This is a genomic window from Halobaculum sp. CBA1158, from assembly GCF_021431925.1.
Lineage (GTDB): Archaea > Halobacteriota > Halobacteria > Halobacteriales > Haloferacaceae > Halobaculum.
In genome coordinates this window covers 829,575-843,352 of the sequence record NZ_CP090371.1, presented here as the reverse complement: position 1 = coordinate 843,352, position 13,778 = coordinate 829,575, and the positions used below count along the sequence as shown (strand labels likewise).

At 66.3% G+C, this 13,778-nt stretch carries 16 protein-coding genes and 1 tRNA gene; 7 read left to right on the top strand and 10 right to left on the bottom strand.

What is annotated here, in order from left to right:
• Positions 1–9 precede the first annotated feature (9 nt).
• Together Hbl1158_RS04505 and Hbl1158_RS04500 are read left to right on the top strand one after the other, a co-directional pair.
• Entirely contained in the window at positions 10–1,230 is a 1,221-nt protein-coding gene (locus tag Hbl1158_RS04505) for a hypothetical protein (protein ID WP_234298867.1), read from the top strand.
• A gap of 7 nt (positions 1,231–1,237) precedes the next feature.
• A complete protein-coding gene (locus Hbl1158_RS04500) occupies positions 1,238–1,666 on the top strand; it encodes a hypothetical protein (RefSeq protein WP_234298866.1) in 429 nt (142 codons plus the stop codon).
• Positions 1,667–1,700: 34 nt separating this feature from the next.
• On the opposite strand, the gene Hbl1158_RS04495 is transcribed toward Hbl1158_RS04500, so the two are convergent.
• Entirely contained in the window at positions 1,701–3,077 is a 1,377-nt protein-coding gene (locus Hbl1158_RS04495; RefSeq protein WP_234298865.1) for a hypothetical protein, read from the bottom strand.
• Between the two features lie 112 nt (positions 3,078–3,189).
• On the opposite strand from Hbl1158_RS04495, the gene Hbl1158_RS04490 reads away from it, so the two are divergent.
• Positions 3,190–3,861, top strand: coding sequence for an HAD family hydrolase (locus Hbl1158_RS04490; protein ID WP_234298864.1), 672 nt, complete (start codon positions 3,190–3,192; stop codon positions 3,859–3,861).
• Between the two features lie 77 nt (positions 3,862–3,938).
• Here the strand turns inward: Hbl1158_RS04490 and Hbl1158_RS04485 are convergent, their stop codons facing one another.
• The gene (locus tag Hbl1158_RS04485; protein ID WP_234298863.1) at positions 3,939–4,211 is read right to left on the bottom strand and encodes a hypothetical protein; all 273 of its coding nucleotides are present in this window, start codon (positions 4,209–4,211) and stop codon (positions 3,939–3,941) included.
• Here Hbl1158_RS04485 and Hbl1158_RS04480 point away from each other — a divergent pair.
• From Hbl1158_RS04480 to Hbl1158_RS04465, 4 genes are all read left to right on the top strand, one after another.
• Positions 4,204–4,356 carry a hypothetical protein gene (locus Hbl1158_RS04480; RefSeq protein ID WP_234298862.1) on the top strand — a complete coding sequence of 51 codons (153 nt, stop codon included), beginning with the start codon at positions 4,204–4,206 and terminating at the stop codon, positions 4,354–4,356. The genes Hbl1158_RS04485 and Hbl1158_RS04480 overlap by 8 nt on opposite strands.
• Complete coding sequence (locus Hbl1158_RS04475; RefSeq protein WP_234298861.1) at positions 4,349–4,723, top strand: hypothetical protein; 375 nt, start codon at positions 4,349–4,351, stop codon at positions 4,721–4,723. The genes Hbl1158_RS04480 and Hbl1158_RS04475 overlap by 8 nt, the downstream gene beginning before the upstream one ends.
• Positions 4,720–4,869 carry a hypothetical protein gene (locus Hbl1158_RS04470; protein WP_234298860.1) on the top strand — a complete coding sequence of 50 codons (150 nt, stop codon included), beginning with the start codon at positions 4,720–4,722 and terminating at the stop codon, positions 4,867–4,869. Before Hbl1158_RS04475 ends, Hbl1158_RS04470 begins: the two co-directional genes overlap by 4 nt.
• 658 nt (positions 4,870–5,527) lie before the next feature.
• Positions 5,528–6,073 (top strand): hypothetical protein, encoded by a 546-nt coding sequence (locus Hbl1158_RS04465; protein WP_234298859.1) that lies wholly within the window; start codon positions 5,528–5,530, stop codon positions 6,071–6,073.
• Positions 6,074–6,845: 772 nt separating this feature from the next.
• Here the strand turns inward: Hbl1158_RS04465 and Hbl1158_RS04460 are convergent.
• The 8 genes from Hbl1158_RS04460 to Hbl1158_RS04425 all read right to left on the bottom strand — a co-directional run bounded on the left by Hbl1158_RS04460 (position 6,846) and on the right by Hbl1158_RS04425 (position 13,656).
• A tRNA-Ala gene (locus tag Hbl1158_RS04460) sits at positions 6,846–6,917 on the bottom strand.
• A 63-nt stretch (positions 6,918–6,980) separates the two neighbouring features.
• Complete coding sequence (locus tag Hbl1158_RS04455; RefSeq protein ID WP_234298858.1) at positions 6,981–7,589, bottom strand: rhomboid family intramembrane serine protease; 609 nt, start codon at positions 7,587–7,589, stop codon at positions 6,981–6,983.
• 109 nt (positions 7,590–7,698) lie between these two features.
• Positions 7,699–8,013 (bottom strand): 30S ribosomal protein S10, encoded by a 315-nt coding sequence (gene rpsJ / locus Hbl1158_RS04450; RefSeq protein ID WP_073306642.1) that lies wholly within the window; start codon positions 8,011–8,013, stop codon positions 7,699–7,701.
• Entirely contained in the window at positions 8,014–9,279 is a 1,266-nt protein-coding gene (gene tuf, locus Hbl1158_RS04445) for a translation elongation factor EF-1 subunit alpha (protein ID WP_234298857.1), read from the bottom strand.
• A 157-nt stretch (positions 9,280–9,436) separates the two neighbouring features.
• Positions 9,437–10,411, bottom strand: a complete 975-nt coding sequence (locus Hbl1158_RS04440) for a homoserine dehydrogenase (protein ID WP_234298856.1) — start codon at positions 10,409–10,411, stop codon at positions 9,437–9,439.
• Entirely contained in the window at positions 10,408–11,061 is a 654-nt protein-coding gene (locus Hbl1158_RS04435; protein ID WP_234298855.1) for an amino acid-binding protein, read from the bottom strand. The genes Hbl1158_RS04440 and Hbl1158_RS04435 overlap by 4 nt, the downstream gene beginning before the upstream one ends.
• 1 nt (position 11,062) lies before the next feature.
• Complete coding sequence (locus tag Hbl1158_RS04430; RefSeq protein WP_234298854.1) at positions 11,063–11,254, bottom strand: hypothetical protein; 192 nt, start codon at positions 11,252–11,254, stop codon at positions 11,063–11,065.
• Between the two features lie 209 nt (positions 11,255–11,463).
• A complete protein-coding gene (locus Hbl1158_RS04425) occupies positions 11,464–13,656 on the bottom strand; it encodes an elongation factor EF-2 (protein WP_234298853.1) in 2,193 nt (730 codons plus the stop codon).
• Positions 13,657–13,778: the final 122 nt, after the last annotated feature.

Below are 13,778 nucleotides of genomic sequence, written 5' to 3'. Positions count from 1 at the left end.
CATCGACCGATGTTTCGGCTCTGGCACGACAGCGAACGGTTCGCGCGGTACATCGTGGAGAACACCGACCTCGCCGCACACGGGGCCGACATCGAGACGGAACACCTCCCGAAGAGCGACGCCGGCGACCCTCGGGAGTTCCACCGAGTCCCCGACCACATCAAGGAGATCCTCTATCTGGACTCGCCGGATCTGATCGTCGAGGCGAACGACGAGCCGCTGTTCACCGTCGAGATATCGGAGGAGGCGGGCACCGGACACAACGCGTTCCAGCGGTTCCCGCGGATCGCCGCCTCCGTGGAGGCGTCGGTGCCGGCGCTGTACATCTACCCCGAGGCGTCGTTCATCGTCCGCACGAACAGCCAGGACTGGGACGAACTCAATCCGCTCGTGTTCAGGGCCCTCGAGAGCGCGATGCAGATCCACGACGAACCGGCGCTGTTGTTCTACTATCCGACCGACTTCGACGGCGACGGCTCGCCGCCGACCGCGGCCTCCTCGCAGAACGGACTCCGGTACGACGACGAGATCGCGGGACAGCCCGAGCGGTCGGACCCCGAGATGCAGCGCCTGTTCGAGGTGATCGACGTGTTCGTCGACCGCGCCACCGGCGGGAGCGAGCGCGAGTTCATCAAGAACCGAACGATCCGCGAGCGCCGGAACTGGATGCACCAGGAGTTCGCGAGCAAGGGAGGCCCCGATCGGACGTGGTCGCCGCTCACCAGCACGACCACGGTTCCGACTGACCTCGTCGTGGAGTATCTGGAGGAGGAAGACCCCGACTGCACGCCGGAACTGCTCGAACGCCGCGACGAGACCGTCATCTACTCGGCGAACGCGAAGATCCGCGGCGACCCGTATCCCGGCGCGCTGGCGGCCATCGACTACCTGGAGACGCGCATCGGCGAGTCGTACAGAGAGCGCGACAGGAATCTGGTGTTCTGTTGGGGGAGCGTGAGCGTGGAGGACGGGTCGCTGTCGGTGTCGGCCAGAAGCGAGGAGGGCTCGTCCGTCGAGGCGTTCCTTGAGGAGGTTAACAAGGTGGTGTCGGTCGACGGCCGACTGCTGCTCGGGCGGGAGTACGACGACCTTCGGCCCCACGAGATCCCCCGGTACTACATGCAGGTTCGCCACGGCACCCGCTACACACAGCGGAAACTCGTCCGGTGTTACGCCTACTTCGCGGACGCGATCCTGTTTCACGACGGGGCGTTGTGGCGGGAGGGATAGCTCGGCGATGAACGAGGAACGAGTCACCGAGGCCGTCGAAGCGCACCTGACGCGCGAGGGGTGGACCATGTTCGCCGTCGACTACCCCACCAGCGGGTCGGGGCTGCGGCTCCACCCGGCCGACCGCGCCGACGGCACAAAACACGGCGGGTCGATCGTGCCGGACGTCGTCGCCTACCGCGAGCGGGACGTGCTGGTCGTCGAGAGCAAGCCGTACTTCGACGTCGACGACGCGCGAAAGCTCCGCGAGGTCGCGGACGGCCGGTACGCCGAAAGCCTCGACCGCCGCGTCTATGCGGTCGACATCGACCGCGTTTACACGGCCCTCGCGTTCCCGGCCAGCGACGCCGACGCCGTCCGGTCGGACGTGCTCGACGGCGTCGACCGGCTCCTCCTCGTCGACGCCGACGGCGACGTGACCGAGCGGCGCGTGTAGTCGACGGCGCACGACACCGGACGGCAGTTCGCGCTCAGAACGGACTCCGATCGGGGACGACACGGCGAACTCGACCGACCGCGTCCCCACACCCGTCGCGGCCAGCCGACAACGCATCGGTCACAGCGCCGGCGACCGCACCGGCGACGCGACCGCCCGCCCGGCGCAGGTGGCCGCCGGCAGTTCGGAGCCCGCCGACGCCCCGCGCGACCGTCCCTGCCACGGACCGTCCCGCACGCGAGGGCGACAGGAGGCTCCCGGTCGTGACGAGACACGCCGCCGCGAGCGCCGGCACGGCCGCGAACGACGCGAGGCGAGATCCGGTGGCGACGGGAGCGTTCGCGCGGGCCATCCCGGCGGCCGCCTCCGGGTCCGTCGCCTGCACCTCGGTCCCGTCGACCGCCCCGGTACCGTCGATCTCCTCAGCACCGTCGACCTCCTCGGCCGCGTACGGGTCGGGGTCACACAGATCGGTCGTGACCCGCCGAGCGATGAACTCGGCCCCGTTCTCGAACGCCGGCGGGTCGGGCGGGGCCGCGACGGCATCGAGCACGTCGATCGGATCTGGCGCGACGGCGAAGCCGGTCACGTCGAACCGCTCGAGCCACTCCGCGACGGCGTCCTGCTCGTCGGTCGCCGGGTGGACGACGCAGGGCGTTCCGGCGACGGCGGCGTCCATCACGGTCGAGTAGCCCGAGCAGACGACCGCGTCGGCTCCGCGGAGATACGGCAACAGCGACTCGACGGGCTCCCACGACTCGTCGGACACGTCGAGCACGTCGTACCCCTGTCGCCGGAGGTGGTCGGCAATCCGCGACAGCGACGAGTAGTGACTCGGCACGACCACCACGTCGTACCCGTCTCGAACCGGCGGCTCGCCGTCGAGCGCGACCGGTGGGATCCGCGTCGCACGCGGCGGGTCCGCGCCGGATTCGGGCCACACGACCGGGTAGAAGAACTCCCGCGCGGCCGACAGCTGGAACCGGGTGTGAACGCCCGCCCCGGTTCGTTCGAGCAGGTCGTCGTACAGCCCCGGCATGTCGTGTTTCAGCACGTACAGCGGCACGTCGCACCGCGTCGCCGCGATGGCCGCGAACATGTCGTCGGTGACGAGCGCGTCCGGCTCGGTCGCCGACAGCCACGCCCGGTAGTCGGCGATCCGGTCGACGCTCGCCGGCAGGCTTCGGGTCGCGGTCCGCCACACCGACCCGTCCTGATAGTCGCCGATGTAGTCGACGACGGTCGGCTCGAACTCGTCGTACCCGTTGAGCGCAACGAACTCGGTGCCGGCACCGCCGCCAGCCATCCGGACGGTCCCCCCGGCGTCCTCGATCGCCTCGGCGATCGCGAGCATCCGTGTCGCGTGCCCCGCCCCCTCGGGGTAGTGTGCGACGGCTACCGTCGGTGCCATGGTGGTGTCTGGGGCTGTCTTCGACGCCTCGGATATGTGTCTTGGGGCGGTACCCAGCGGGTCGTGACAGGTCACCCGTCAGCCTCATGCACACGGGGGCGCTGCAAGCGTCATGGAGTACGACGCCGTCGTGTTCGACATGGACGGGGTGTTGGTGGAGCGGTCGCCGTCGTGGGTGTTCGACGACGCGGCCGAGCGGACGCTGGCGGAGGCGGACATCGACGACCCGACCGCCCGAGAGTTCCGCGTCGTTCGAACGTTGGAGGGCGGGCTCGCGGCCGCCCGGGAGCACTTCGCGTCGACATACGGGATCCGCTTCGACGACCTGTGGCACCGCCGAAACGAGCTCGTCACGGAGAACCAGGTGACTGCGATGACGGACGGCGAGAAGGCGCTGTACGACGACGCGCGCGCCCTCCTCGACCTCCCGACGGCCCGCGGTATCGTGAGCAACAACCAGCACAGCGCCATCGAACGCGTGCTCGACCGGTTCGGGCTCGACGACCGCTTCGACACCTACTACGGCCTCCGACCGGGCGTCGAGGACGTCGGCGCTGAGAAGCCGGGGACGCGGTACATGAACCGGGCGCTCGCGGACCTGACGCCCGACCGGGCGGTGTACGTCGGGGACCGACCCTCGGACGTGGCCGCCGCGCACAACGTCGGCATCGACGCCGCGTTCGTTCGCCGGGAGTTCAACACCGACGACGAACTCGAACCCGAACCGGCGTTCGACGTCGACTCGCTTCACGAACTGCGCGAGACGCTCGTCTCCGGGACGTAGGCGTCGGAAAAAGCGGGAGTGGACTCGCTGGGAGCGTTCCACTAGGCCTCTCTTGTGCATTCACAATGTACGACTGCTCACAGCGCATTCGTGTAAGTCACTTCGAGGGCGAGAACGGCCGCCGAGAGGCTGAACACCACGAACTGGAACGCGAGCACGCCAGCGGGGAACCCTCCGACTGAGCCGTCGACGGCCGTGAGCAGGCCTGCGTCGACAGACGACTTATTTATAATCCTGGAGACAGGTACGAGGATACGGGCGACTTCGACGCCGTGATAGACGATTCCCCCGACGACGAGGACTGACCGAAGGCTTTTGTCCGATTTCGGACAACGACCGACCATGAACACGAAGCGCGACATCCGTCTCATCCAGACGGACGACGGCGAATGCGCCGCCGTCGACGAGGAATCCGGCGTCACCGGGACCGGGGAGATCCGGGAAGAGGCGCTATCGAACCTCGACGCCTCAGACCTCGAACGCGCTGATGAGTGACGAGCCACGCGAGTACGATCGCGAGTTCACCACGCCGATCGATTACCGTGTTCGGCGGCGAATCGGCTACACCTCCGACAACGGGACGATAACCCGCTTCGTCGTGCAGATCGAGTACGACCACGGCGACAGGTGGGAACCCATCGTGCGCTTTGACCATGACCCCGAATCGGATTTCGGGCACGACGTGCTGGAAGAGGGGGTCCACATGGACGTGTACCGCGACGGCGAGCAGATCGACGGTGGAGAGGTGTTCCCGCCGATGCCGCCGAGCGAGGCGTTGTCGTTCGCCGAAGAACACTTATCCGAACACGGCGAACGGTATATCAAGAGGTACGAGGAATGGCACGGAACACGGAACCGATGACCGACGAGGAATTCACGGAGTTCAAGGAGGCGATGGACGAACAGGGCGAGGAGCTGCGGGAGGCGCTCGCCGAGGATCTCGGCGGCGACCCCGAGGACTACCGTGCCGGCGGGAAGCGGATCGCGGACGGCGGCGACGAGGAGTAGCGACGCTCGGTTTTGTGCTTCGACCTCACAGTTGACAGCGATAGATACAGTCAAAGCACTTACCGGAGTGTCCTGAAGGGAGGGCCTATGGAGCGGCGGCGAATTCGCACTATCTTCCTGAATCGGGCTGTCCTAGCGGCGTTCCTGTTGATTCTTGTTTCGGGGGTCGTCCCTCCGTTACTCACGGATGGTTCCGTACAGTTCGACTGGTTGGCCGGCACCGTCTGGACTCTCGCGCTCGAATCGGGCCGGATTTCGGGTTGTAGGACGCTGTCGTGTCTCCCGCTGATCGCTGGTATATTCTTCATATATACATATCTACTGTCCGTTCTCCTCGGTGCACTCTACTACGCGGCATCCGGCGTGGTTCGAGGAACGAGAGTTGATTGATTCGCACGCCTCCCTGTCGGCTGTTTCAGCAAGAAAGATGTCGAATAACTGAGATTTCAACAAAGCCAGTACAGGCTATTTGTCTGGTACAGATAGACTCGTTTGTCTACCTCGATATTACATCTCCCTCCATAATTCGTACAAGAATTATTAAATATCGACTTAGATAATTAGTATGAAAGTTTCCATTTTTATTGCTACTTATACACAAACCATTTAAGTAGAATATAATGAGAAATAACCGATGAATGTGTGCTCGAGGCGGTCTATGCTCAGTGGAATAGTAGCAATTGTGCTCGGGATTTCTGGGTGCCTCGGGGAGTCGGAACAGGGACAGCGTTCCGCTACAGAGATGACCGAGACCGAGCGACAGTCCACTAGTGGGCAGTCGAGTCCATCTCCGACACCTGAAACGACGGAATCGCCGACGCAGACGACTTTTCCGACTTCTGAAACCTCTATTCGACTAAACCAGGTCCAGCTTTCCGACGAAGAGCGGTCAAATATCGACCCGGTACGGTATGATCTCCTGTCTTCAAATAAAAAGGAAATCCTCGATTATGCGATCACAGGGTACGAGTACAAGGTTGAATACCCTGCTCAGCAGGGAATTCCGGAGACTGACCGAACAGCTGGGTTGCAAGAACTAATCAATCAAATCATTGATCGCCTCTCTCAGCAAACAACCGCTTATGAGGAAGAGAACCCAGATACACCAGTCCCTGATTACGTGAGTGCCGTGTATCTCCGGTATCAAAATACCGTGTACTGTATCGATTTACTTGATGGCGATCAAAGGTACTACCTCTGTTGACTGGGTCCGCGATGTACTGACCGTAAGTGAGCACGTGATAGGCGGGTCTGTGATCGTACCCGATTCCAGATCACACGGTGGGTGGACCATCGAAGCGACATACATGCGAGACTGAACCCCGTCTCCGGCGCTGCGTATTATTGACGGTCACGGAGGTCACGTGCTCGGTGTGATGACTCGAGGTATACCCGGTAGAGTGGCTCTGTTGAAATCCTCTGCACGTGATATATCCTGTTCCAGTTGCCGTCAATACAGAGAAACTAAGAACAATAGACGCACCCACCGCGAGCGAGCGTAGCGAGCGAGCGGGCCGACGACCGAGCGGAAGGCGGCTCCGCCGCCTGAAGCGAGGGAGGAGTGCTTTTGCTCCAGCTTTTGCCGAGGGCCGGCGGAGCCGGCCCGCAGCGCAAAAGGTGGGTGGGCAATCCCTTCCTAACAGCCGTTCCACTTTGCTTCTGACGAATTTTTTCGCGCGCCCGGAGGGGTGCTTCGCCTGCGGCTCACGTCGCGGGGGCTGTGGTCTAATGATGAGGTGGCCTTAGCTACACCCCCTACCGGTGAACCGAATTCCTCCCGTTCGGGTCTGCGGTGACGCTCATGCAACACCACCCCGGAGCACCGCCTTCATTCGCGCGACTGCACGGGGATCGCCGAGAATGTCAGTGAACTCTCTGTACTTTTCAGGTTCGTTTCGCGTGGCTACGGAGGAAGCACCCGATTCAGGGTTGTGACTCGCCGTTTTGTGGTCCTTCGAGAGCGAGCCGAAGTGGGATGGACTCGCTGGGATTTGAACCCAGGGCCTCTTCCTTGCGAAGGAAGCGATCTACCGCTGATCTACGAGCCCGCATTACATCGGAACCCGGGATCGCACTTGAGACTTCCGTTTCACCCCGCCCCCGTGCGTTTCTCACACACGAAGCAGTCGCACGGAGCCGGCCGCGATCCCGAGGGTTAGCCCGACGAAGTGCGCCACCAGCGCGCTCCCGGGCGGGCTGAACGCCAGCGTGACCGCGAGCGCGAGGAGCGCGACGACGAACACGACCGCCCGCGGCGACGCGCCCAGTCGCTCGATCAGCCGTCCCGCCGCGCCGGCGGCGGGATTGGCGGCGGCGACGTAGCCCGCGAGCGCGAACGCCGCTCCGCTGGTTCCGAGAACGCCGACTGTCGCCGGTGCGAGCAGGCCGCCGATCCAGACCTGCGCCACCCCCGCGAGCGCACCCGTGGCGAGCACGAACGCGTGAAAGCGCGCCCTGGTCGTTCCGGCGGCGATCGGGACCCCGGCAACGACGACGAGTACGGCGTTGCCGAACAGGTGACCGACCCCCGCGTGGGCGTAGACGCTCGTCGCGAGCGTCCACGGCGCGAGCGTCGGCGTCGAGAGCACGAACAGGGCCGCGGCCAGCGGGGCCGCGACCGCGTCGACGACCCGGAACGCCACGGAGGCGACCGCCATCGCGGTGAGCGTCTCCGCGACCGGGCGAACCGCGTCGCGGCCGGCGATCGATCGGAGGGTCACGGTCGACGGTCGCGAGCCGTGCGCAAAACGGTGCCGCCGCTTGCGAGGTGAAAAACGGATGAATCGGTCGTCGAACGGACTCCCGCGTGGGCGTCCGGTGCGCCTCAGGTCAGTCCTCGAGGACGATCTCGATGGAGACGTCGTTCGGGACCTGGATCCGCATGAGCTGCCGGAGCGCGCGTTCGTCGGCGTCGATGTCGATCAGCCGCTTGTGGACGCGCATCTCCCAGTGCTCCCACGTCGCCGTCCCCTCGCCGTCGGGGGACTTTCGCGACGGGACCTCCAGCGTCTTCGTCGGGAGCGGGATGGGGCCCGAGAGGGCCACCCCGGTCTTGTCCGCGATCTCGCGGACGTCGTCGCAGATGTCGTCCAGGTCGTCGGGGCTCGTGCCCGCGAGTCGGACGCGCGCTTGTTGCCCGGGCATTTAGCGCTCGTCGACGGAGAGCACCTTGCCGGCCGCGATGGTCTGACCCATGTCGCGAACCGCGAAGGAACCCAGTTCCGGGATCTCGCTGGACGGCTCGATGCTGAGGGGCTTCTGCGGACGCACCGTCACGATGGCCGCGTCGCCGGACTTGATGAAGTCCGGGTTCTCCTCGGCAACCTCGCCCGAGGACGGGTCGAGCTTCTGGTCGAGGGACTCGATCGTACACGCGACCTGCGCCGTGTGGGCGTGGAAGACGGGCGTGTAGCCGGCCGTGATGACCGACGGGTGCTGCATGACGACGACCTGCGCCTGGAACGTCTCGGCGACCGTCGGCGGGTCGTCGGCGGGACCGCAGACGTCGCCGCGGCGGATGTCGTCCTTGCCGACGCCGCGGACGTTGAATCCGACGTTGTCGCCGGGGCCCGCGTAGTCGACCTCCTCGTGGTGCATCTCGACCGTCTTCACCTCGCCGCCCGCGTCCGAGGGCTGGAAGGAGACGTTGTCGCCGGGGCGCATCTCGCCGGTCTCGATACGGCCGACGGGGACGGTCCCGATGCCCGAGATGGTGTACACGTCCTGGATCGGCAGCCGAAGCGGCGCGTCCGTCGGCGGCTCCGTCTCCGGCAGGTTGTTGAGCGCTTCCAGGAGGACCTCGCCGTCGTACCACGGCGTGTTCTCCGAGGCCTCGGAGACGTTGTCGCCCTCGAACGCCGAGATCGGGATGAAGCTGGCGTCCTCGGTGCCGAAGCGGACCTGCTTGAGCAGCTCCTCGACCTCCGAGACGACCTCCTTGTACTTGCCCTCGTCGTAGTCGACGAGGTCCATCTTGTTGATCCCGATGATCAGCTCGTTGATGCCGAGCGTGCGCGCCAGGAAGACGTGCTCGCGGGTCTGGGGCGCGACGCCGTCGTCGGCGGCGACGACCAGTACCGCGTTGTCGGCCTGGGAAGCGCCCGTGATCATGTTCTTCACGAAGTCACGGTGGCCCGGGCAGTCGACGATAGTGAAGTAGTACTCGTCGGTGTCGAACTCCTGGTGGGCGATGTCGATGGTGACACCGCGCTCGCGCTCCTCGGCCAGGTTGTCCATGACGTAGGCGAACTCGAATCCGCCCTTGCCCTTCTCTTCGGCTTCCTCTCGGTGCTGTTCGATCACGTGCTCGGGGACGCTCCCTGTCTCGAAGAGGAGCCGCCCGACGAGCGTGGACTTCCCGTGGTCGACGTGGCCGATGATGGCCAGGTTCTGGTGGGGTTTGTCGCTCATTGTTGAATCAAGCGCTGAGGCGCTCTGTAAGGACGTGTAACGGTCGAACGCCCTAAAACCATTTCGATACGCTGAACAGGGCGACCCTCCGTCGTCTTGCGGTTTCGCGTGTGTGACCGTCCCGTGTGTCGGGGTTGCACGGGGGAGAGCCCGACGACTACTCCAGTCGAGCCACGTCGGCGAGCACAGCGCTCGCGGTCTCCTCGCCGCCCGCGCCGCGCCCGGAGATGGCGAGGGTGCCCGCGTACTCGTGGTCGATCTCGACGATGTTCCGCGTGCCCGTCACCGCGAGCGTCCCGTGCTCGGGGACGAGCCGCGGACCGACCGACACCGACTCGCGCGTCGCCTCCCCGATCAGCCGAACCGTCCGGCCGTCCTCGGCGGCCAACTCCAGCGCGCTCCCCGGGATGTCTCGGATGCCCTCCACGTCGGCGTCCGCGAGCGTGACCTCCCGTGCTCGAAGCTCCTCGAGGGAGTCGCAGTCGGCCTCCCGGAGCACGTTCGCGACGATGACGCACTTGAGGGCGGCGTCGGTCCCCTCCACGTCGAAGGAGGGGTCCGCCTCGGCGACGCCCAGGTCCTGCGCCTCCGCGAGCACGTGGTCGTAGTCCAGCCCCTCGGCGGCCATCCGCGAGAGCACGAAGTTCGCCGTGCCGTTGAGCACGCCCCGGACCGCCGAGACGTGCTCGGCCCCGAGGTCGTCGACGGTCGCACACGCCGGGATCGCGCCGCCGACGGTCGCCTCGAAGTACACCTCCCCGGCGGAGTCGGCCTCGAGCGCCCGCACGTCGGCGTAGCGCTCGGCGACCGGCCCCTTGTTCGCGAGCACGACGTCGCGATCGCGTTCCAGGGCCGACCGCACGTGCGAGAAGCCCGGCTCGGCGTCGCCCAGCGTCGTCGGCGTCGCCTCCACCAGCGCGTCGTACTCCGCGGTCAGCGCGTCGCCGGGGGCGGCATCGCCCAGCGGTTCGCCGGCGTCTTTCCGGGTCAGCGCCGCCGCCACGTCGACCCCGTCGGCGTCGACGACGGCCGACGAGGAGTCCGCCAGCGCGGTCACCTCGTGACCGTACTCGCCGGCCAACTCGGCGACCGCCCGGCCGACCGCGCCCGCGCCCAGCACGGCGAGCCTCATCGGCGGCCCTCCAGCGGCGCGATGACGCGCACGTCCTTCTCGGCGGCCACCTCGCGGACGGACGCGACCACGTCGGCCGTCTCGCCGGCGCGAGCGCGCAGTCGGAGTCGGGCGCTGGAGTACGCCTCCGAGCCCGCGCCCGCGGGTGCCGACAGGTCGATGTCGGCGACCGACGCCCCGGAGCGGTTCTGGATGCTCTTGAGAGTGTCCGACAGATCCGTGTCGACGAGATGACCCACGAGGACGACCGTCACCTCGTCGCCGTACTCCTCGGCGTCGGCCTGGATCACGTTCACGCCGCGCTCGCGCAGGTCCTCGAGGATCGGCTCGAAGCGCGCGGGCGGACACTCGATGTCGACCTCGACGGGGATCCGACCGCGGGGCGTGAGGCTCCCGCGTTCGTGGAAGATCGACAGCAGGTTCGCGCCGTTGTCCGCGATGGGCTTCAGCGCCGCGAGCAGTTGCCCCGGCTCGTCGACCAGCTCGAGCCGGATCGTGTGCGCCTGCAACTCCGTCTCGTGGCCGCCGTCCGTCTCGGCGTCCTCGTCGTCACCCTCGCCGCCGTCGGGCACGGCGTCCGCGTCGTGGGTGCAAGCGGTGTCGGCGTCCACCGACCGCTCGTCGGGGGCTGGCGTCGGCTCCGAGGGCATCCTACCGGTCACCCCGTTCGGTCGGCGTCCCCGCGACGGCCGCGGCGGCGGTCGCGACCGGTCCGCCGGCGGTCCGCGTCGTCCGTGTTCCGTCGGACGGTGTGGCGTTCGACCCGATAATTGTGATCGGCGTGCGGGGCTGGGTGTGCTGTCTGCAGCCGTCGCGCCGACCGTGGGTCGTGCCAACTGGCATGTCTCTCTCGTGTAGACGGGGAGGTGATAAGCCTTCTACCGTGGCGATGCTTGCCAGGTCGTGAACGATCCTGTGGAATCGCCGACGGTCTCTCGGAGAAGACGCTCGATCGTCGAGAGTTCGACGCTGAGGCTCGTGCGACAGCGAGGTCGAACGCGAAGAGAGAACGAACCGCGGGTCGGCCGCAACCGCGGGCGGCCGGGCCTTCCTCAGATGTAGTCGATCGACTGCGGCAGTTCGAGCTTCATGCCCTTGCGCTCGCGGATCTCCATGATCTTCTCGCGCTGGAGGTTGTCGACGAGCACGCGGAAGCCCGCGTTCTCCGTGTTCCAGGAGGCGCGGCCCTCGGTGGCCGAGCGGATGTCGCTGGAGAAGCCGATCATCTCCTCGACGGGCGCGATGCCCTCGATGACCATGAGGTCGCCCTCCTGGTACATGTCGTCGACGCGACCGCGACGGCCTTGGATTTCCCCGGAGGCGTCGCCCATGTGGGCGTTCGGCACGTCGATGCGGACGTCCTGAATCGGCTCCAGGAGCTTGACCTCCGCGTCGATGAGCGCGCGGTGGACCGCGTCGCGGACGGCGGGGATGACCTGCGCCGGACCGCGGTGGATGGTGTCCTCGTGCAGCCGCGCGTCGTGCAGGCGCAAGAGCGCGCCCTGCACGGGCTCGGCCGCGAGGGGACCGTCGTCGAGCGCCTCCTCGAGGCCCTCGATGACCAGCTCCATCGTCTCGTTCAGGTGCTGGATCCCCTTCGTGTCGTCGATGAGGATGTTCGTCCCGTGGATGTGCTCGACCTCCTGGGACGTGTCCTTGTCCAGCCCCGCCTCCTGCAGCGCCTCGCGGCGCTCCAGTTCGGGCATGTCCATCGACGCCTCGCCGAGCTTGATCGTCTCGACGACGTCGTCCGGAAGCGGCTCGACGGTGATGTAGAACTTGTTGTGGCGGTTCGGGGAGACGCCCTCGACCTCGCGGGACTCGCCCTGGGGCTGCTCGCGGTAGACGACGATCGGCTCACCGGTCTGCACCGGGATGCCCTGGTTCTTCTGGATGCGCTGGGTGATGACCTCGAGGTGAAGCTCGCCCTGCCCGGAGATGAGGTGCTCGCCGGTGTCCTCGTTGATCTCCACGCGGATGGTGGGGTCCTCCTTGGCGACCTGCTGGAGCGTCTTGATGAGCTTCGGCAGGTCGTCCATGTTCTGCGCCTCCACGGACTTCGTGATGACCGGCTCGGATATGTGCTCGATCGACTCGAACGGCGTCATCTCCTTGTCGGAGACGGTGGAGCCGGCGATGGCGTCCTTGAGGCCGGTGACGGCCGCGATGTTCCCGGCTGGAACGCCCCGGTCGAGCTCCTCCCGCTCGCCGCCCATGTAGATCCCGACCGACTGGACGCGGTTCTTGCCCACGGTGCCGGAGACGTACAGCTCCTGGCCCTTCTCGAGCGTACCGGAGAAGACGCGACCCGTCGCGATCTCGCCGGCGTGGGGGTCCATCCCGATGTCGGTCGCCATGAAGACGATGTCGCCGTCGCGGTTGACCGTCCGCATGTCCTCGGCGATGTCGGAGTCGTTGTCGCCGCGCCAGATGCGCGGGACGCGGAACGGCTGCGCCTTCAGCGGGTTCGGGAAGTGCTCGGCGACCATGTCGAGCACGACGTTCGACAGCGGCGTCCGCTCGTGGAGCTCCTGTCGCTTGTGGTCCTGTTCCAGCTCGATGATGTCGGCGAACGACATGCCGGTGCGCTGCATCGACGGGAGCGAGACGCCCCACTTGTACAGCGCCGACCCGAACCCGACGGTGCCCTCCTCGACGGAGACCGTCCAGTCCTCGGTGATGTCGTCCATCTCCTCGGTCATCCCGCGGATGAGCTCGTTCACGTCCGAGATGACCGCCTGGAGTCGCTGCTGCATCTCCTCGGGCCCCTCCTGAAGCTCGGAGATGAGGCGGTCGACCTTGTTGATGAACAGCGCCGGCTTGACGCCCTCGCGGATCGCCTGCCGGACGACGGTCTCCGTCTGGGGCATCGCGCCCTCGACGGCGTCGACCACGACGAGCGCGCCGTCGACGGCGCGCATCGCGCGGGTCACGTCCCCACCGAAGTCGACGTGGCCGGGCGTGTCGATGAGGTTGATGAGGTGGTTCTCGTCCTCGTACTCGTGGGTCATCGAGACGTTCGCCGCGTCGATGGTGATCCCGCGCTCCTGCTCGTCCTCCTCGGTGTCCATCACGAGCTGCGTCGCCTCGTCCGCGTCGGCGATCATGCCCGCGCCCGCGAGGAGATTGTCAGTAAGTGTCGTCTTTCCGTGGTCGACGTGAGCAGCGATGGCGATGTTCCGGATCTGCTCCGGCTCGTCCATCAGTTCCTCACATTCCTGTACGATTTTCTTGCGTCGGCCCATTACCGACCGGTATTCTCCGCCCGGCCAAAAGGGTAGTGCTTTGCCGTCGCCGAAACCGCCGAGTCATAGTGGGAAACACCGTGGTACGGCGTCTCGTGCCCGTCTGGACCGCTCGCGTCGGC